Here is a 19,533-nt window from a genome sequence, read left to right on the forward strand (position 1 = left end):
ATTTTTGTATAATAGGTTTTGTTGAAAACGGTTACACAGGAGATGTTTATTGATGAAATTAGCAATGATAGGCCTGGGAAAGATGGGCATGAATTTAACAGAGAATTTGATCAGAAATGGCAATCAAGTTGTCGCCTTTGATTTAGATGAAAGTGCCAAAGAGTTAGCAGCAACCAAAGGGGCACAGACGGCAAGGGATTTAAACGATGTGGTTAATCAATTGGAAGCACCAAAAATCGTCTGGGTAATGTTACCAGCGGGCAATCCAACAGATAATACCATCAAAAAATTGAGCGAATTATTAAGCAAAGACGACATCGTAATTGATGGTGGTAATTCATTTTATGAGGATTCCTTACGACACAACGAGATCCTCAAACAAAAACAAATCAATTTCTTTGATTGTGGAACTTCTGGCGGAATGAGTGGTGCTAATCACGACGGCAACTTTATGATCGGTGGAGATAATTCCAAATTATTCTCATACATCGAACCGATTTTTCAAGGGATTGCCCAAAAGGATGGTTATCTCTACACCGGAAAAGCCGGCAGCGGTCACTACTTGAAAATGGTCCATAACGGGATCGAGTATGGCATGATGCAAGCCATTGCAGAAGGATTCGATGTTTTGGAACACAGCAAGTTCGATTATGATAACGAAGCAGTCGCAAAAGTTTGGTCACATGGTTCTGTAGTCAGAGGTTGGTTGATGGAATTGGCTGAATCAGCTTTTGCTAAAGACCCTGATCTCGATCAACTAAAGGGAGTCATGCATTCATCTGGAGAAGGCAAATGGACCTTAGAAGAGGCTTTAAAGCAACAAGTACCAACTCCAGTCATCGGCTTGTCTTTGATGATGCGTTACCGCTCGATGGAGGACGATACCTTTACCGGAAAAGTTGTCGCCGCTTTACGAAACGAATTCGGTGGTCACGATGTGGTTAAGAAATAATTGAACCAGGAGGAATTTCAAATGGAATATATGATTGGCGCAGACATAGGTACGACTAGTACTAAAGCAGTTTTGTATGACATGAATGGAAAAGTTATCGAGTATGCGAACAAAGGTTATCAACTATATCAAGATACTCCCGATATGGCCGAGGAAGATCCAGAGGATATTTTTAACGCTGTCGTTGAAGTACTGGGTCAAGTCATGCGTAAAGGTCAAGTGAAACCTGATGAGCTCAAAGGAGTTTCCTTTTCTTCAGCCATGCACAGTCTAATTTTGATGGATGAAAACGATCAACCGTTAACTCGGGCAATAACTTGGGCTGATAATCGTGCTGCAGCATACAGTGAAGAGCTCAAGCAAAATGGTCTCGGAGCTGAAATCTATGCCAAGACCGGTACACCGATTCATCCGATGGCACCGCTCTCAAAAATGCTCTGGTTAAAGAATGAACAGCCTGATTTATATCAACGAGCTAAGAAATTTATCGATTTGAAAACATATGTCTTTTTCCGTTTATTCGGTGAATATAAAATGGAATACTCGATTGCTTCGGCAACGGGGATGTTCAATATCTTCAAACTAGACTGGGAAAAACAGGCCCTCGACTTACTCGACATCACACCAGATAAATTACCTCAATTAGTTGAACCGACTGACTCAATCACTGGAATCAACGAGAATTACGGTCAATTACTAGGTATCAGCGAAACAGTCCCATTTGTTTTTGGAGCCAGTGATGGGGTACTTTCCAATTTGGGCGTTAATGCGATTGATCCTGGTGTCGTCGCTGTTACGATCGGAACATCTGGCGCAGTCCGAGTAGTGGTCGACAAGCCGGTAGTTGATCCCAATGGAAACTTATTCTGTTATGCCCTAACTAAGGATAAGTGGGTTGTAGGTGGTCCGGTCAATAACGGTGGAATCGTATTTCGCTGGGTCAGTGATCAATTGTTTGCACCCGAAAAAATCACCGCTGAACAGATGCAAGTCTCTTCATACGATATCTTGACTCAGATTGCTGAAAAAATTCCAGCTGGTTCTGATGGCTTGCTATTCCACCCATACTTAGGTGGCGAGCGGGCACCAATTTGGAATGCCTATGCCAGAGGATCGTTCTTTGGTTTAACACGTCAACATACACGTGCCCATATGGTCAGAGCCGCTTTGGAAGGCATCGTCTATAATCTCTACATGGTTATGTTGATGATTGAAGGCGTCGCCGGCAAACCTAAGAGCATTCAAGCAACAGGTGGATTCGCCCGTTCTGCTTTGTGGAGACAAATGCTGGCCGATATTTTTGAACAAGATGTTACGATCCCGGAAAGTTTTGAAAGCTCTTGCCTTGGAGCAGCAGTACTGGGGATGTATGCACTTGGTTATATCGATGATCTTTCAGCGGTTAAAAATATGATTGGCGTAACTAATGTTCATCATCCAGACGAAAAAAACTTTCCAGTATATCGTGAATTATTACCAATCTGGATTCGCTTGTCGAAAATCCTTGCTCCAGAATATAAGAGTATTGCCGAGTTTCAAAAGAAACACATGCAGGAAAAACAAAAATAACTCGTCTTTAGACGGGGATTAATAAAAGCTGATGCGCAAGCATGTACCCAGCTGATGGAGGTTTATTATGACACCTTTTATTGTATTGATATTGGGGATTGCACTACTTTTATTATTGATCATCAGAGTTAAAATGAATACCTTTGTCTCCTTGATCATAACTTCAATCGCAGTCGGAGTGGGATTAGGGATCCCCCTGACAAAAATTGCCACGAGTATCCAAAACGGGATCGGGAGTCAATTAGGCGAACTTTCAATCGTCTTTGGTTTTGGAGCAATGTTAGGACGCTTAGTCGCTGATGCGGGTGGAGCCTATCGCATTGCCCACACCTTGATTCAAAGATTCGGTAAAAAAAGATTACAACTAGCAATCGTTTTAGCTTCATTTATTATCGGAATTGCCTTATTCTTCGAAGTCGGAATGGTACTGTTGGTACCGATTGTCTTTGCCATTGCCGTAGAGGCCGGAGTGTCAATTCTGTACTTGGGAATTCCAATGGCCGCAGCCTTGTCTGTCACCCACGGATTCCTGCCACCACATCCAGCTCCAACCGCAATCAGTGCAGTACTTGGTGCTAATGCTGGTCACGTTTTACTTTATGGTATTATCGTCGCTATTCCAGCTGTTATCGTTGCCGGTCCCGTATATACAAAAGTTGCTGAAAAATTAGCCCCAAAAGCTTTTGATCGTAAAGGTAATTTATCAGCATTGGGACCACAAAAAGAATTTAAACTTGATGAGACACCAGGATTTGGTATTTCAGTTTTGACATCATTATTTCCAGTTATCTTGATGGCCATTACAACAATTTATCAATTAATGTTTAACAATGGACATTTGCCTAAGAACCTCACAACCTTAGATTCAATCATTGCCTTTATTGGAACGCCTTCAATCTCAATGACAATTTCACTACTATTAGCCATGTACACTATGGGATGGGCAAGACGATTTAAGACCCCAGAGATCATGCATTCAGTTGAAGAAGCAGTCAAATCAATCGCTATGTTGCTACTAATTATCGGTGGTGGCGGTGCTTTTAAACAAGTCTTAATCGATGGCGGCGTCGGAAATGCAGTTATGAAATTATTCTCCGGTTCCAACTTATCACCATTGCTTCTCGGTTGGTTAATTGCCGTAGTTCTAAGAGTGGCACTAGGGTCTGCTACGGTAGCTTCATTGACCGCTGCCGGCTTGGTCTTACCATTAATGCAATCATCAGGTATAAACTCAGCCTTGATGGTTTTGGCCATCGGTGCTGGTTCCTTAGCTGCCTCACATGTGAATGATGCAGGTTTTTGGATGTTCAAAGAATATTTTGATCTGACGATTAAAGAAACCTTATTGACATGGACAGTTTTGGAAACAATTATTTCCGTAGTTGGTCTGATCGGCGTATTATTACTCAGCTTAGTTATTTAAAATAATCTCTTCAAAAGGCAGGACGAATCCTGTCTTTTTATTTTTGAAAAGGGCAGAAATCCTTCCCACTGACCAGATTGGTATCTTGTCAAGATTAAGGACAGACTTGACAAAAATTATACTTATTATTATTGTATTTATGAAAACTGAATATGATTTCTTCGGGGCAGGGTGTAATTCCCGACCGACGGTAACAACCTAGTTGAAGTCCGTGACCCGCGCAAGCGGTTGACCCAGTGCAAGTCTGGGACCGACAGTAAAGTCTGGATGGGAGAAGAAAAATTATTGCTTTATTTATTAGGCAGTAGTGACTAAAAATGGCTATTTATAGTCTTATTTGGTGATTCCTACTGGTGAAATCTATTTGGCAATCCATCACAAGACCTCGTTATCAAAAAAAGATAATGAGGTCTTTTTTTATTCTAGGAGGTGTAATTTGTTAAATGATTATATGAATTTAGCAATTGAACAGGCCAAACTTGGTGGAGTAGCAACTTTTCAAAATCCCCAAGTCGGAGCCATTTTGGTAAAGGACAATCAGGTAATAGCCAAAGGATATCACCATTATTTTGGCGGAGATCATGCTGAAGTCGATGTTTTAAAACAGGTGACCAATGAACAGAGTCAAGGTGCAACATTGTTTGTAACACTCGAGCCATGTTCTCATTTTGGAAAAACACCACCTTGTTCCCATCGAATCGTCGAGGCCGGGATTAAGAAAGTGGTAATCGGTCAATTAGACCCACATCCGATTGTAATGGGAAAGGGTGCAGATTATCTAATTCAACATGGGGTGACAGTCGTCAAAGATATTTTAAAAGATAAAGTGGAAAAATTGAATCCGCACTACAACTTCTTTTATCGTTGGCAACGACCTTGGGTAACTTTAAAAGTCGCGATGACTTTGGATGGAAAGATCAATCAAGGGCATGCTCAAAGAACTATTATTTCTAATAAAGATAGCTTTGTAGATAGTCAAAAACTTCGGGCTCAACACCAAGCCATACTAATTGGAGAACATACTTTAAAAATTGATGATCCAAAATTAACAGTAAGAACTATAAAAATGGCTCATCCACCGGTCAGATTAATTGTCTTAACAGATGCCGCAACGATTTTGAACAAGAGTCTCTTACAAGATAAATCAGTAGAAACTTGGCTATTGGTCAAACAAGACACTACGAATAATCGACTGGCAAAATACGAAAACGTGCATGTCTTAAAAGGAAATTGGATACCGCAAAATATCGTTGCTTTTTGTTATAAAAAGGGTTGGCAATCACTGCTAGTAGAAGGCGGCTCATATTTACAAGCCCAATTCGTTCAGAACCATTTAATCGAACAGTGGATCAGTTATCTTGCACCAAGAATCTTTGGCGGAAATGCATTGCCAGCGGTGGTTAATCAGGCTGGATTGGGTCGGGACATCCACTTTACAAAACCAAAAATAAAGTATTTCGACGATAACTTGAGAATAAGTGCACTAAGAAAAGAGGAATAAGCAATGTTTTCCGGGATAGTACAAACCCAAGGCATCATTCAAAATATTCAGCAAGTCCAAAAAAATCTTCAATTGAGTATTAAAACATCAGAACTTTGGATTGATAAAGTCAAAAATGGTGACAGTATTGCGATTGATGGTGTTTGCTTAACAGTTGTAAATAAAGATAAGACGAATTTTGATGTGGAAGTCATGCCAGAAAGCATCAAACGGACCAATTTAAAAGATCTATGTGTGAATCAACAGGTCAATTTAGAAAAGGCTTTACGGCTTCAAGATCGAATTGATGGTCACATCGTACAAGGACATGTTGATTTTTGTACAGAGCTCATCGAACAGCAAGCCGATCAAAATGCTTTAAAATTAATATTTTCTTTACCAAAAGCATACCAGCAATTCGTAGTTGAAAAAGGTTCCATTGCGATTGATGGCGTCAGTTTAACTGTTGTTTTGACAACTGGAGATTCTTTTGAAGTAGATTTGATTCCGTACACAAGGGAGAACACAGTTTTAGGTAATTTAAAGAAACACGATAAGGTCAATGTTGAAACAGATATTTTAGGAAAATATTTAGTTCGACAAATGGATTTAGGGGTGAAATTGAATGGATACAAATAGTAAAGTTGAAACTGCAATTGCGACTTTAAAAAATGGTGGTTTGATTATTTTAGCTGATGATGAAACTAGAGAAGCGGAAGGCGATATGGTTGGTCTAGCAAGTAAAGCTACAACTGAAAGTGTGAATCGAATGATAACTTCCGCCCGGGGCTTACTGTGTGTGCCTGTAGCACCAGAAGTTGCGGATAGATTAGACTTGAAGTTAATGACGAGCGAAAACGATGCTTTTGGAACTGCCTTTACCGTGTCTATGGATCACAAAAGTACCACCACTGGAATTTCAGCCCAAGATCGGGCCAGAACCATACGGGCAATCGCTAATCCTCAAAGTCGTCAAGCTGATTTTTATCATCCAGGGCATATTTTTCCTCTGATTAGTCGAAAAGAAGGCTTACTGGAACGACGAGGACATACCGAAGCCGCAATTGAATTGGCAAGATTAACCGGCGAATCACCAGTCGCATACATTTGTGAAGTGGTTAAAAAAGATGGCTTGATGGCACGCCGAAAGAATCTCAAATCTTTAGCTGAAGGTTTACGAATTCCGATGTTGACGATTGAAGAAGTAACACAATACTTAGTTAAAAAAAGTTTAAAAAGGCTAGAACCGACACCCACAGTTAATTTGCCCACTAAATATGGTGATTTTAAGTTAACTGGTTTTAAAGTGCCTGGTCAAAATCAAATTACTTTAGCCTTACAAAAGGGAGATCTTGACACACAAAAGCCAGTTTTAGTTCGATTACATTCGGAGTGTTTTACAGGCGATGTGTTTGGATCTTTACGCTGTGATTGTGGCGCACAACTACATCATGCGATGAGGGAATTGGAAAATAATGGCTCTGGATTAATTCTCTATTTACCTCAAGAAGGCCGTGGAATTGGCTTATTCAACAAACTAAAGGCTTATCATTTACAAGAAAATGGGGTCGATACTTATGATGCCAATGTACAGCTTGGTTTCTCTGCTGATGGCAGAAATTACAATCAAGCCAGTATCATTTTGCATCAATTAGGAGTTAATAAAATAAAATTATTAACAAACAATCCCAATAAAGTTAAACAATTGACTGATTATGGGATTGAAGTTATTCAGAGAGTACCCTTAGAAATTCCAGCTAATAAGTTCGATTATGATTATTTAAAAACCAAGCAACAAAAGTTTCATCATCAATTAAATTTGAATGAGGTAAATTAAAAAAATGAAAACATATAGCGGCAGTTACAACGGGAATGGACTAAAAGTAGGTATTGTAGTAGCCAGATTTAATGACTTTGTTACAACGAAGCTATTGAATGGAGCCATTGATACTCTAAAGAGAAATGGAGTGTCAGATGAAGATATTGAGGTCACTTGGGTACCAGGAGCTTTTGAAATTCCTTTGGTCACACAGTTATTAGCAAAAAAGCAACAATATGATGGATTAATCGCATTAGGAGCAGTGATACGAGGAGAGACATCCCACTTTGATTATGTCTGTAACGGCGTGTCAACTGGAATTGCCAACGTCAATTTAAAAATCGAAACACCTGTCATGTTTGGCGTTCTTACAACTGATACGATCGAACAGGCTATGAATCGTGCTGGCCTCAAGGGTGGTAATAAAGGCAGTGATTGTGCTTTGAGCTTATTAGAGATGGTTAATCTAAAAAAGCGTATTTTTGAAAAATAAAAGCTTATGAATCGGAAATAGACATCTTAAAATAAATCTTTAGTCAAGAGAGAACCTGATATTATTGGGTTCTCTTTTTAATATTGTGATATAGGTGAGAATCAGAGTATTCCTAGAAATGAATTATCAAAATTAAAGTAAACTAAATAACACCTCATAGTACAAGCTGATGTTGGTTGGAGTGTGTGTTGAGGCGGAAATTATAATCATCCAGAAATTTATTAGCTTCATTCCGATTTTTAAAGATAATTATTCGTTTTTTATTTTGATACTGCTGTAATAACTCATAGATTTCCGGCAATTGTTCTTTCGAAAAATTAATGATCCATTCTTTAAATTCAGGATCAAAAACTTTTTCTACCCATGGCAAGTCTTCACGTGGATGGCCAACACGTGATTCAGCTCCATTCAAACAAACTTCGACAGGATAATCTAATAGAAATACCGTGTCACATGCTTGAAGGCGCATCTCAATCGTTCGTTGATAATTACCATCAATGATCCATTTATCGCCTTGAAGTATCTTTTTTAATTTGCTGTCAAATTCCGCTTTAGTATAGTTAGTTTGATCTTTTTTGTGCCACAGCAAATCCAAATAAAGCAAGGGTAGGTCAGTTTTATCACGTAACTTTCTAGCAAAAGTACTTTTTTCAGTACCGGGACAACCTAAAATAATTACCTTTTGCATTTGATTTTTCTTCCTTAATTTTCTAATTTCAAACTTAATTTAATAGTAGTACCAGATTCTTAATTATTAGAAAATTTGATAAAACATTTTCATTTATATAAACTGTGAGTTTTAATAATCGAATCCAAAAATAATTTAGTAGGTTTAGAAAACACTTGATATTTTTTCCAAATGAGATTCACATCGGTTTTAATTTCAGGTGAAAGAGGTACACAAATGTAGTCAGTATTTGAATAATCAACTAAATTATCGAAAACCATTGCAATACTCAGATCACTTTCAACCATTTTTTGGGCACTCAAATACATACCAAAAGTACCAACAATATTTAAATCTCGAGTATGAAACCATTCATATAACAAACCATTATCAAGTGATTCCTGATAAAGAATCAAAGGCTGATCTAGCAAATCTTCTGGAGTTAGAAAGGCCTTTTTTGCTAAGGGATTATTCCGTCGCATCAACATTCCAAACCGATTTATTTGATGTAGAGAGATGTGCTGATAGATATTTTGGTCAACATTGCCAAAATAGAGTCCTAAATCAACTAATCCATTATTAACCATGTTCAAAATTGATTCATTATCGCCATTTTTAAGTTTTAAAGTAACTTTGGGATTATCAGAAATCAAAGCTTTTGCTCGTTCACTAATATAACGAATTGAATCGGTTTCACTGACACCTAATAAAATGTCACCAGCAATTTCATCATTACTGGCCGATAATTCAGCAGTTGTTTTAGCGGTTAATTTAATAATTTCGTTAGCTCGTTTTCGCAAAAGAACTCCATCTGGAGTGAGGGTTACACGTTTATTTTCTCTAGTTAACAACTTTTTACCAAATTCATTTTCTAATGCTTTGATCTGACGAGAAAGGGCCGGCTGTGAGATGTGTAGATATTCAGCTGCATGGGTAATATTCTCTTCTTGAGCAACAATGAGGAAGTTTTGTAATTGTTGTAATTCCATTTTTGTCCTCCATGGTTTTGACATGCATACAAGTTATGTCACATCATACTTAATCAGTATTTAACATTACACCCGATTGCATATATAGTAAATGACATAGAAAGGACGTAATTGTTTATGCCGAATAAAAACGAAATAATTGCGATTCTTAAAGACGCCGGATTGTCTGATTCATGGATAAATAATTTCTTACGATTACCAGTAACTGAACAAAACAATTTGTTAGAAGGATATCGAACTGATATTTTAGAACAGCTGCATGGCTCCAAGAAAAAATTGGACTGTCTCGACTATCTGCGTTATCAATATAAATTTTCACAACAAGAGGAGAAATGACATGACTAAATTAGCAAACGACACTAGAGTTTTTAAAATCAATCCCGAAATTGACGTGCAAAACGTACGATTTCAAAACCGTTATGGATTCACTTTAGCAGGTCACTTATATTTACCATTGAACTTTGATGATATGAAACAATATTCAGCTATCGTAATTTCGGGGCCTTTCGGAGCAGTCAAAGAACAATCAAGTGGTCTTTATGCTCAAACTTTAGCTGAAAAAGGATTTGTAACTGTAGCTTTTGATCAATCAACTACTGGAGAAAGCTCTGGATCAATTCGCAATGTTGCTTCGCCTGATATTTTTGTAGAGGACTTTTCGGCAGCTGTCGATTTTGTAGGAATGCAGAAGTTTGTTGATAGAGAAAGAATTGGGGCTATCGGTATTTGTGGTATCGGTTCACACGCTTTAACAGCAGCTTCAATTGACACAAGAATCAAGGCTGTGGCAACCTCAGTTATGTATGATATGTCAGATTCTATGTGGAAAGGTTTGAATTTTAATCCCAAAACTGACGAACAACGGAAAATTGAAAAAGATTATTTAGCACAACAACGTTGGATTGACGCTGACAAGGGAACTTTAGCAAATGGCCCTCATGAATTGAACTTTGATGCTAACAACAAGCCTATGACAGACATGGTTGGTCTACCCGACAAATTACCAGAAAATGCTGATCCAGTAACAGCAGCTTTCTTCAACTATTATAAAGGCCGCGCTTTCCATCCACGTTCCGTAAATTCGACTAATGGTTGGACCGCCACAACTCCATGGGGATACTACAATTTCCACTTGCAAGCACATATCGATGAAATTTCACCACGTCCTGTTTTAATCGTAACCGGTGAGAAAGCCCATTCCCGTTATATGGCAGAAGAATCATACAATCGTATCAAAGATCATAAAGAATTAGTCGTTGTACCAGGTGCTGACCATGTTGATTTGTATGATCAGATGGATAAGATTCCTTTTGATAAATTTGATTCATTCTTTAAAGAAAACTTGTAATAATCATAAGAGGAGTAGAGAATATGACTTTAAAAAATAAAGTGGTAGTAATAATGGGAGCTTCTAGTGGAATAGGTGAAGCAACAGCTAATCTTTTGGCAAAAAGTGGAGCCAAATTAACCATTGCTGCCCGGAGAATGAATCGATTGGAGAAAATTGTTCAAAATAATGTTGGAGCAGAAATCTTACCTGTTGCAGCTGACGTTTCAAAGGCTGATGAAGTGCAAAATGTGATTGACAAAACTGTTGAAAAATATGGCCGAGTTGATGTGATGTTTAACAATGCTGGTATCATGCCAGTCAATAATTTAGATGCGATTGCTCGCGATGAATGGCAGAATATTATGGATATCAATATTAAGGGTGTTTTGAATGGTATTGCAGCGGTTTTACCTGTAATGAAAAAGCAGCAAAGTGGTCACATCATTACTACTTCATCCGTTTTAGGATATGAAGTGTTGCCAGGTTATGCAGCATACTCAGGTAGTAAATACGCTGTACGTGCAATTATGGAAGGCCTTCGCCAAGAAGAACGGACTAATAATATTAAGACAACCGTTATTGCTCCGGGTACTGTTCAGACTGAATTATTCAATTCTATCAATAATCAAGAGATAAAAGAACAGCTTGAGAGTTTGAAGAATCTTCCTGGAGCGGATATGCAAGCCTTACAACCAGAGGAAATTGCGGAAGCAGTAGCATTTGTGATCAATACACCTAAGAATATGGCCGTCAATGAAATGGTTATTAGACCTACTGGTCAAGAAGTTTAATTTAATCGAGATTGAAGCTAATATAAAATACCGTTTAATTAGATAACTACCAAAAGTTGTCTTAATTAAACGGTATTTTATTAACGAAACTATTTTAAAACTATTATAAAATGAATATGCTTTTTCAATTCTATACTTCAATTATGTAAATAGTTGTAATTTTTTGATTATTAATAATTATCCAAAATCAATCTGATCCAACATAGCTTCACGTGATTCCTGATCCAATCCCAAATATGCCAAGGTCATCTGTTGACTACTGTGGTTCAATAACCGCATAACCAAACCAATATTATAATTTGACTGAACGTAAACCCGATAGGCTCCAGTTTTCCTCATAGTATGGGTACCCAAATAATTAATATCAAGTAAATCACCGGTTTTGGCCATTACTTTATAAAACTGCTTTTCAGTTATGTGCCGGTCTAGCCTTTGCATAGATGGGAAGAGCCAATCTGATTTCACTTTGTTTTCCAACAGCCATTTTTGATAGATCAATAAATCGCGAGTGATCGGTTTCAAATACAAAGTGTTCGGTTTGCCCGTTTTTTTATCGTGAATAAAGGCCGTTTTTCTCAACTCGTCATAATTATCAAACACATCGTTATATTTTAAAGCCAAGACATCTGAAACTCGAAGTAGGGTAGCCTTGCCAGTTTGGAAAATCGTGTAATTTCTTCTGCCATATTTAAAATTGCGTAATAACGTATCTTGAACTTCACTTAAAATATTACTGTCTTTAATCGGTAAAACTAATTGTTTCATTATTTCTCCATTCAAATTCAATCTATAAATTACTAAAATGGTCATCCATTAATCTTTGTTTTACGACAATTTCGATTTTAAAGGGTAAAATAGGCCGTTTTATAGGTTATTTATAACGGGGACTATTATTAAGTATTAATGATAAATAACCCCTAGACTTATATTGTAATTTTTTGAGACTGATGCGTCAATGTTTTACAGGGGTCATTTATTACAAATAACCCCTATTTTTGACAAAATTTAGCTATTTTTACAAATCTTGATTCTAAGAGTCGGTTGCCATATTTAACGGTCAACTACCCATTGACGTTTCATAGAATGCGCCTCTCAGCACCATCAAAATTAGGTCCTTAAAAGATAGAATTCGGACCAATATTCTAGAGCCACAAATCAACTGTATAATGACAATCAAGAAGTCTCAAAAAAAGTATGTCTCCCTGCGTAAAGAGAACATGCCTTATAGTTTTTTTACTGTATTTAATACATATTTAGATAAGTAGAATAGGTCGGGGAGTAATCGGTTTGTCCCAAGCTAAATCAATATCTTCCAACTTATAAGTTTCAAATGGAGTAGTCAGCTCTCCCTTAGCAGTCAAATCAAAAACATAACTGATTCCTTCTAGGTAATCTTTATCGGTCACACTTTTGATACCACTTCCTAATAACTCGATACCGGAAGCCCGTAAAAAGGCAGATGGCAGATCAATATCAGGCTGATTTGCGGATTGTCCAAGATTAGCAAAGCGTGTTGGGTAATTTCCCGGAGCGACTGCAATGGCATTGATTATTGCTAAAGCACTGTCGCCCCACAAGTAATCAATAACAGCGTCAACTTTATCAATTAGATATGGTTGTAAGTCTTTAATAAACTTTTCTCTGCCTTGAGGAGTTGTCACATCAAATGCGACAAAAGCATCGGCACCCAATTTTGACAACTTTTCAGCATTACGTCCGGTGACGATAACTTTTTTTGCACCTAAACTGTAAGCAATCTTAACAGCTAAGCTACCAGCACTGCCAGTAGCTCCATTTATTAAGACTGTCTGGCCTTTCTTTAAGTGAATTCGTTTAACTAAAGCGGTCCATGATGACATTCCAGGATTGGCAATAGCTGCTGCCATTATATCATCGACCTCATCTGGTACTGGTATGATCTGACTTTTATCAACTAAAGTTTGTTCAGCAAAAGCCCCAAAGGGAGCCACTGTTGTGAAAAAATAGACTCTTTGGCTATCTAATAATCCAACTCCATCCATACCGGCGACATTCGGATATGTTTTTGGCGAAGAATAGTGTTGACCAGTTGCACGTAGCTTAGCCAGATTATTCAATGAGGCTGTAGAAACGTCAATAACCACACTGTTGCCTGATGCAATCGGATTTTTAAAATCTTTATATACGGGTCTTTGACCTAATTTGTCAATAACTGCTGCCTTCATAATGAAACGCCTCTTTTCTGTTTAAACAGAAATTAGCATTATTATATGAAATTTGCAAAGATAGTGTAAATACGTTAAGGCAAGGAATATCTATCTTGGAAGTTTTGAAACCAATTACCTAAAAAAATGGATTGTCTCCTATAGAATACGGGGAACAATCCATTTTTTTGAAAACTTATAAAAATATTCTTTAAGTCTGTTAATTCAGTAGCGGTTAGTTTACTCCAAAATTTTAATAATATCTTTCAAATCTGATACTTCATAAGTAGGTGAGACTTTTTCATTCGCAACTTGATAGCGATTGAACCAAACACTATCGATTGACGCATTATTTGCCCCTTGAATATCAGCCGATAGGGAATCGCCAATTACTAACATATCTTTTCTCTGATATGGTTTTAGTTCATCTACGACGGCATCAAAGAACTTGGCATTTGGTTTGCTATAACCGATATTTTCAGCTAAAAACATTTTATCAAAGTAGTGTTCAGTCGCTGAATTATGGAGCATCTGCTTTTGTTTTAAAATTGTTCCGTTGGAGATTACTTCTAATTGATAATCTGCTTGTAAAGTTTCTAAGAGCATTTTGGCATGGGGCATTAATTCATGTTGAGTATAAAAGATCTCTTCATATTGTTGTTCCAGACCTACGCTGTCAACTTTTTGATCAAAGTAATCGAAGTAAGCTTGAAAACGAGTGTCGTTAAGTTGTTGCCGTGACAACTTGCCTTTTTCCAAATCACCCCACATTTTTTGCTGCAAATGGTGCCAGTGCAAAATGCGATCATCGGTAAATGTAAATGAAAAAGGCAATTCGAGTTTTTTGAGCGATTTTTCGGCGTTTAAGTCGGTGTCAAATAACGTTTGATCCAAATCGAATAAGATAACTGAATACTTCATGACTTCTCCCCCTGGTTAACTTGATTTAACAATAATTACTACTCATTATATCATTTTCAACTCGATTAATATTGGCTGATTGTAGGGGCAAGAAATGTTCAGATTGTCTATTGGAACTTCCAAAATCTGCATGCTTAGGACTATTTCGGAAGTCTTAGTGTGAGTAAGATTTGATGAAAGGTCGCTACTAATTCTGATAATTTTTCAGAAAACACTCAGTTTCTATAAGTTGAATCAAGAAAGCAACTGCCTAAAATTATAGCTGCAATCAAAATCAGTAATGTTTGCGTTAGAAATTATGTTATAGGGATGATTTTTTAATTTAAATTAGTTAGAAGATGATTTTTGTTGAACAAATTATCCAAACGTATGCAGTACAACGTTTTAATTGGCATGCTGTTTGTTTTAATGAGTATTGCAGCAATTGTAATTCTGAATTATCGGACTGGTTTGATCTTCTCAACTGGCGATTATCATTATCATGTCAATCGAATTCAAGCACTGGTATATTCATTTCAGCATGGTAACTTTTTACCAAAAGTGGATGGCTATTTCAGTGGTGGCTACGGTTATGCTTCCAGTATGTTCTATCCTGATATTTTCCTTTATCCAGCGGCAATCTTGAAATTGTTAGGAGTTTCATTGACCACTGCTTACTTAGTTGAACTCGTTTTGATCAACTTTGTAACTTTAGTTATTTGTTACTGGGCAGGGAAGCGGCTAGACTTTTCTACCAGACGGTCCTTATTGTTCACTAGTTTGTACTTTTTGGGTGCCTATCGTCTGCAAGTACTCTTTAGCCGTCAAGATGTCGGAGAATTGCTGGGGATGATGTTTCTCCCACTGATTTTGTCGGAAATGATCCGCTTTAAAAACGATGCCCGCAATCACTGGTACGTTTTAGCATTTGCGATCTTCGGTTTAGCGATGTCGCATTTAATTTCACTCGTAATGGCCATAACCTTTATGGCAATGTTTGTGCTCTTGAATTTTCAGAGCTTTTTTAAACTCAAGATAATTGCCAGTTTTGCCAAAGCAGCTGTTTTAGACTTCGGTTTAGTAGCTTGGTTCTACTTGCCTTTGATCGAGCAAACTTTGAGTCAAAAATTCACTCTTTCAACTGATCCACTCGTTAGCATCAATAATGAAAAGTTACCATTGAATCAACTAGTAACTAACTCCTTAAACAACCAGGTTTTCCATGCGTCGACGGTTAATTTAGGCTTAGTGATTTTTTTAGGTTTAGTTGCTTATACGATGTATAATTTTTGGCACAAAGAAAATCTCAGTTTGACCATCATTGCCCTAAGCTTGTTTTTCGCCTGCACACAATACTTTCCCTGGAACTTTTGGAAAGGTGACCCCTTGAAGATGATTCAATTTCCTTGGCGATTCTTCTCAATTATTTCACTGATCGTGGCTTACTTTATTGCTAAAGATGATTTACATCTGATGAGCATCAAGTACTTCAAAACTGCTTTAGTCTTAGGACTATTACTGTTTAGCTTTGATTTATCGCAAGATACTGTCCAAGCTTCTGCTTATGATTTGAAGACGTATTCTTCATATGATGAGCTCAGTTCTTTCATGATTGGGGCAGGACACGAGTATTTGCCAAGTAAAGTCGATTACAACGAGATTAATTCCAGTCGCCAGCTACAATATAATCCAAAAGATATCAATATCGATCGAACAACTATCAACGATAATGAAGTTAAATTCAACTTTTCTACTAAGAAAGAAAATTCTGCCGTCGTCTTGCCCTTATTTTACTATAAAGGTTATCAGGCAACGATGACTGGAAATGGGAAAGCCACCACACCAATGGAAAGTAGTCATGGCCTGGTCAAAGTCGTCCTTAAGGGCAAAGGATCGGTTTTAGTTCAGTATCACTATACTTTGGTTCAAAAACTCAGTCTGTTGCTTTCAGTTTTAACGGCAATCGGTAGCCTAGGATATGTCGTTTTTAAGAAAAAATTTGCAAGAATTAGACATAGAGTAATTAATGCATACTAAGCTATAGTTTTTTCGACTAATCTGTTATACTATCCATAAACAAGGGAGTAACTTGCAGAGATGTGGTTGCCTGTGACAAAATCGTCAACAAGACTTCGGTCTGGTTTTGTCTTAAAAAGTGAGACTTGTACGCCTATTTAGCGTGCAAGTCTCTTTTTTTACCCGGTAAATCGAGAGGAGAGTTCAAATTGAAAGAAAATCAAAGTACCACTCGTTATTATGCTTTAGATACCACAGAATTAATAAAACGCTTCGATACTGATGAACAAGGTTTGAACCAAAATGTTGCTGAACAACGTTTGACTACTGATGGACCCAATGTCTTAGCCCAAGGCAAGAAGCAGACTATCGTTCAGAAGTTCTTCAACCAATTTAAAGACTTCATGATTATCGTACTGCTGATTGCGGCAGTGATTTCCGGTGTAGTGGCTCAGGAATGGGCTGATGCTGGATTAATTCTTCTAGTTGTGATTATCAATGCAGTTTTTGGGGTTTTCCAAGAGTCAAAGGCTGAGGAAGCAATTGATGCTCTAAAAGAAATGTCCACTCCGGAAGCACATGTACGTCGTAATGGCAAGATGGAGACTGTCAGCAGCGAAAATCTCGTCGTCGGCGATATCGTCTTGTTGGAGGCCGGCGATATAGTGCCCGCTGATATCAGATTGATCGACTCGGCTTCAATGAAGATTGAAGAGTCAGCTTTAACCGGTGAATCAGTTTCAGTTGAAAAAGACACCCAAGTTCTATCAGATGAGGATATTCCTTTAGGTGATCGGAAAAATATGGCCTTTATGAACAGTAATGTTACTTACGGTCGAGGAACAGGAGTTATCGTCGCCACTGGTATGCAAACCGAAGTCGGACACATTGCCGGAATGATCAACAAAGCCGAAGATAACAGTACCCCTTTACAAGAAAATCTCAATTCTTTAGGGAAAACTTTGACTTGGTTAATTTTGATTATCGCCGCCGTCATCTTCGCAGTCGGAATCTTCAATAACCCTACTGGCTTACCGATGAATCAATTGATTGTTGAAATGATGTTAGTAGCCATCTCACTAGCAGTAGCTGCCATCCCTGAAGGTTTACCAGCGATCGTGACGATTATCTTAGCATTGGGAACGACCCGCATGGCGAAACGAAAAGCTTTAGTGAGAAAGTTACCAGCCGTGGAAACACTTGGTAGTACCGATATTGTTGCCTCTGATAAGACCGGCACTTTAACTCAAAACAAAATGACCGTCGAAAAATTCTATCAATATGGACAGTTGCATGATGCAAGCGACAAGATCACTGGTGCAGACAAGCTCTTACAAGTGATGACTTTTAGCAATGACACGAAGATTCAAAGTGATGGAGCCTTAGTCGGTGACCCTACCGAAACAGCATTAGTCCAATTTGGCTTTGATCACGGCTATCAAATCGAAGACGAATTGAAAAAAGAACCTCGTGTGGCTGAAGTACCATTTGATTCAGAACGTAAGTTAATGTCAACGATTCATCAATTAAGTAATGGACAATATCTGGTAGCTGTTAAAGGGGCACCCGATATGTTGTTACAACGTGTAACTAAGATTCAAGCTCAAATTGATCAGATTCGTGACTTTACTAACGAAGATCAAGCTGCCATTCTTCAACAGAATAAATCTATGGCTACTCAAGCATTACGGGTTCTATCGATGGGTTACAAAATCATTGATAAGATTCCGGAAACGCTTGATTCATCGACTGTTGAAACTAACCTAATCTTTGCCGGATTGGTTGGAATGATCGATCCAGAACGTCCGGAAGCTGCTAAAGCGGTAGAAGATGCTAAAAATGCTGGTATCAGACCACTAATGATCACTGGTGATCATCAAGACACCGCGGAAGCAATCGCCGCTCGATTGGGAATCATTGAACCGGGCGATGATGATGCCGTTATTACCGGGGCCCAGTTGGATCAGATGAGTGACCAAGAATTTGCCAAAAAAGTTAAACAATATTCAGTCTATGCCCGTGTTTCACCTGAACATAAAGTAAGAATCGTTAATGCTTGGCAACAAAAGGGCAAAGTCGTTGCAATGACAGGCGATGGTGTTAACGATGCTCCAGCCTTAAAGTCAGCTGATATTGGTATTGGGATGGGAATTACAGGTACCGAAGTTTCCAAAGGAGCTTCCGATATGGTTTTAGCCGATGATAACTTTGCTACGATCATTGTCGCTGTTGAAGAAGGCCGGAAAGTTTTCTCCAATATTCAAAAATCGATTCAATACTTATTGTCAGCCAACCTAGGTGAAGTTTTGACTTTGTTTATGATGACGATTCTTGGCTGGGATATTCTCTTACCAGTTCAATTGTTATGGATCAACTTAGCAACTGATACTTTTCCAGCGATTGCTCTAGGAGTTGAACCAACGGAACCAGGTATTATGAAACGCAAACCAAGAGGGCGTAAATCAAGTTTTCTTAGCGGCGGTATTGGTTCAGCCATCGTTTATCAAGGAATCCTTGAAGGTGTCATCACTTTAAGTGTCTACGCTTTAGCTTTAATGTTCCCAGTCCATACAGGTAATGCTGCTATGCACGCTGATGCTTTAACCATGGCATATGCAACTCTAGCTTTGATTCAGTTATTCCATGCCTTCAATGTTAAATCAACATATCAGTCAATCTTTAAGATCCATCCATTTAGAAACAGAGTCTTTAACTTAGGAGTTGTCGCATCATTTATTATGGTTGCAGCAACAATCGTTGTCCCAGGCTTCAACAAATTATTCCATGTGACAGAATTGAATCTGCTGCAATGGAGTATCGTTTTAGGAGCTGGCTTGTTAATGATCTTGATTGTGGAAATTGTTAAATTTTTCCAGCGTAAAGCTAATAAGAACTAAATTAGTTTTAACAGCAGTCCAGCA

At 38.0% G+C, this 19,533-nt stretch carries 17 protein-coding genes and 1 riboswitch; of the genes, 12 read left to right on the forward strand and 5 right to left on the reverse strand.

Annotated features, from left to right (window positions below):
• Positions 1–52 precede the first annotated feature (52 nt).
• The 7 genes from gnd (at position 53) to ribH (ending at position 7,736) form a co-directional block, all read left to right on the forward strand.
• Positions 53–952 carry a phosphogluconate dehydrogenase (NAD(+)-dependent, decarboxylating) gene (gnd, locus tag ACYT32_RS07870; RefSeq protein WP_395265507.1) on the forward strand — a complete coding sequence of 300 codons (900 nt, stop codon included), beginning with the start codon at positions 53–55 and terminating at the stop codon, positions 950–952.
• A gap of 21 nt (positions 953–973) precedes the next feature.
• Complete coding sequence (gene gntK / locus ACYT32_RS07875) at positions 974–2,521, forward strand: gluconokinase (RefSeq protein WP_395265506.1); 1,548 nt, start codon at positions 974–976, stop codon at positions 2,519–2,521.
• Positions 2,522–2,588: 67 nt separating this feature from the next.
• Complete coding sequence (locus tag ACYT32_RS07880; RefSeq protein WP_395265505.1) at positions 2,589–3,944, forward strand: gluconate:H+ symporter; 1,356 nt, start codon at positions 2,589–2,591, stop codon at positions 3,942–3,944.
• Between the two features lie 153 nt (positions 3,945–4,097).
• A riboswitch (FMN riboswitch) is annotated at positions 4,098–4,227 on the forward strand.
• 153 nt (positions 4,228–4,380) lie between these two features.
• Complete coding sequence (ribD, locus tag ACYT32_RS07885) at positions 4,381–5,445, forward strand: bifunctional diaminohydroxyphosphoribosylaminopyrimidine deaminase/5-amino-6-(5-phosphoribosylamino)uracil reductase RibD (RefSeq protein ID WP_395265504.1); 1,065 nt, start codon at positions 4,381–4,383, stop codon at positions 5,443–5,445.
• A 3-nt stretch (positions 5,446–5,448) separates the two neighbouring features.
• Positions 5,449–6,063, forward strand: coding sequence for a riboflavin synthase (locus ACYT32_RS07890; protein WP_395265503.1), 615 nt, complete (start codon positions 5,449–5,451; stop codon positions 6,061–6,063).
• Positions 6,050–7,261 (forward strand): GTP cyclohydrolase II, encoded by a 1,212-nt coding sequence (gene ribA, locus ACYT32_RS07895; RefSeq protein ID WP_395265502.1) that lies wholly within the window; start codon positions 6,050–6,052, stop codon positions 7,259–7,261. Before ACYT32_RS07890 ends, ribA begins: the two co-directional genes overlap by 14 nt.
• Positions 7,262–7,265: 4 nt before the next feature.
• Positions 7,266–7,736, forward strand: coding sequence for a 6,7-dimethyl-8-ribityllumazine synthase (gene ribH, locus ACYT32_RS07900; RefSeq protein WP_395265501.1), 471 nt, complete (start codon positions 7,266–7,268; stop codon positions 7,734–7,736).
• Between the two features lie 154 nt (positions 7,737–7,890).
• Here ribH and ACYT32_RS07905 read toward each other — a convergent pair whose 3' ends face one another.
• On the reverse strand, positions 7,891–8,424 hold the full coding sequence (locus tag ACYT32_RS07905) for a P-loop NTPase family protein (RefSeq protein ID WP_395265500.1): 534 nt from the start codon (positions 8,422–8,424) through the stop codon (positions 7,891–7,893).
• Between the two features lie 89 nt (positions 8,425–8,513).
• Complete coding sequence (locus ACYT32_RS07910) at positions 8,514–9,392, reverse strand: LysR family transcriptional regulator (protein WP_461793391.1); 879 nt, start codon at positions 9,390–9,392, stop codon at positions 8,514–8,516.
• 117 nt (positions 9,393–9,509) lie between these two features.
• On the opposite strand from ACYT32_RS07910, the gene ACYT32_RS07915 reads away from it, so the two are divergent.
• The 3 genes from ACYT32_RS07915 to ACYT32_RS07925 are packed head-to-tail and all read left to right on the forward strand — an operon-like array spanning position 9,510 to position 11,513.
• Positions 9,510–9,728: a hypothetical protein gene (locus tag ACYT32_RS07915; RefSeq protein ID WP_395265498.1), complete on the forward strand. Its 219-nt coding sequence runs from the start codon at positions 9,510–9,512 to the stop codon at positions 9,726–9,728.
• Between the two features lies 1 nt (position 9,729).
• Entirely contained in the window at positions 9,730–10,740 is a 1,011-nt protein-coding gene (locus ACYT32_RS07920; RefSeq protein ID WP_395265497.1) for an alpha/beta hydrolase, read from the forward strand.
• 23 nt (positions 10,741–10,763) lie between these two features.
• Positions 10,764–11,513 carry an SDR family oxidoreductase gene (locus ACYT32_RS07925; RefSeq protein WP_395265496.1) on the forward strand — a complete coding sequence of 250 codons (750 nt, stop codon included), beginning with the start codon at positions 10,764–10,766 and terminating at the stop codon, positions 11,511–11,513.
• Positions 11,514–11,690: 177 nt separating this feature from the next.
• Here the strand turns inward: ACYT32_RS07925 and ACYT32_RS07930 are convergent, their stop codons facing one another.
• The 3 genes from ACYT32_RS07930 to ACYT32_RS07940 form a co-directional block, all read right to left on the reverse strand.
• Positions 11,691–12,278, reverse strand: coding sequence for a tyrosine-type recombinase/integrase (locus ACYT32_RS07930; RefSeq protein ID WP_395265495.1), 588 nt, complete (start codon positions 12,276–12,278; stop codon positions 11,691–11,693).
• 488 nt (positions 12,279–12,766) lie between these two features.
• Positions 12,767–13,717, reverse strand: coding sequence for a quinone oxidoreductase family protein (locus ACYT32_RS07935; RefSeq protein WP_395265494.1), 951 nt, complete (start codon positions 13,715–13,717; stop codon positions 12,767–12,769).
• Between the two features lie 219 nt (positions 13,718–13,936).
• Positions 13,937–14,617 carry a YjjG family noncanonical pyrimidine nucleotidase gene (locus tag ACYT32_RS07940; protein ID WP_395265493.1) on the reverse strand — a complete coding sequence of 227 codons (681 nt, stop codon included), beginning with the start codon at positions 14,615–14,617 and terminating at the stop codon, positions 13,937–13,939.
• Positions 14,618–14,962: 345 nt separating this feature from the next.
• On the opposite strand from ACYT32_RS07940, the gene ACYT32_RS07945 reads away from it, so the two are divergent.
• Both ACYT32_RS07945 and ACYT32_RS07950 read left to right on the forward strand, forming a co-directional pair.
• A complete protein-coding gene (locus tag ACYT32_RS07945; RefSeq protein WP_395265492.1) occupies positions 14,963–16,633 on the forward strand; it encodes a hypothetical protein in 1,671 nt (556 codons plus the stop codon).
• A gap of 188 nt (positions 16,634–16,821) precedes the next feature.
• Positions 16,822–19,509: a cation-translocating P-type ATPase gene (locus tag ACYT32_RS07950; protein ID WP_395265491.1), complete on the forward strand. Its 2,688-nt coding sequence runs from the start codon at positions 16,822–16,824 to the stop codon at positions 19,507–19,509.
• Positions 19,510–19,533 lie beyond the last annotated feature (24 nt).

This window comes from Companilactobacillus sp. FL22-3 (genome assembly GCF_054881455.1).

Bases quoted from the DNA above. Each gene is read 5' to 3' on its own strand.
- gnd (WP_395265507.1), top strand. From the start codon at position 53: ATGAAATTAGCAATGATAGGCCTGGGAAAGATGGGCATGAATTTAACA.
- gntK (WP_395265506.1), top strand. From the start codon at position 974: ATGGAATATATGATTGGCGCAGACATAGGTACGACTAGTACTAAAGCA.
- ACYT32_RS07880 (WP_395265505.1), top strand. From the start codon at position 2,589: ATGACACCTTTTATTGTATTGATATTGGGGATTGCACTACTTTTATTA.
- ACYT32_RS07890 (WP_395265503.1), top strand. From the start codon at position 5,449: ATGTTTTCCGGGATAGTACAAACCCAAGGCATCATTCAAAATATTCAG.
- ribA (WP_395265502.1), top strand. From the start codon at position 6,050: ATGGATACAAATAGTAAAGTTGAAACTGCAATTGCGACTTTAAAAAAT.
- ribH (WP_395265501.1), top strand. From the start codon at position 7,266: ATGAAAACATATAGCGGCAGTTACAACGGGAATGGACTAAAAGTAGGT.
- ACYT32_RS07905 (WP_395265500.1), bottom strand. From the start codon at position 8,424: ATGCAAAAGGTAATTATTTTAGGTTGTCCCGGTACTGAAAAAAGTACT.
- ACYT32_RS07910 (WP_461793391.1), bottom strand. From the start codon at position 9,392: ATGGAATTACAACAATTACAAAACTTCCTCATTGTTGCTCAAGAAGAG.
- ACYT32_RS07915 (WP_395265498.1), top strand. From the start codon at position 9,510: ATGCCGAATAAAAACGAAATAATTGCGATTCTTAAAGACGCCGGATTG.
- ACYT32_RS07920 (WP_395265497.1), top strand. From the start codon at position 9,730: ATGACTAAATTAGCAAACGACACTAGAGTTTTTAAAATCAATCCCGAA.
- ACYT32_RS07925 (WP_395265496.1), top strand. From the start codon at position 10,764: ATGACTTTAAAAAATAAAGTGGTAGTAATAATGGGAGCTTCTAGTGGA.
- ACYT32_RS07930 (WP_395265495.1), bottom strand. From the start codon at position 12,278: ATGAAACAATTAGTTTTACCGATTAAAGACAGTAATATTTTAAGTGAA.
- ACYT32_RS07935 (WP_395265494.1), bottom strand. From the start codon at position 13,717: ATGAAGGCAGCAGTTATTGACAAATTAGGTCAAAGACCCGTATATAAA.
- ACYT32_RS07940 (WP_395265493.1), bottom strand. From the start codon at position 14,617: ATGAAGTATTCAGTTATCTTATTCGATTTGGATCAAACGTTATTTGAC.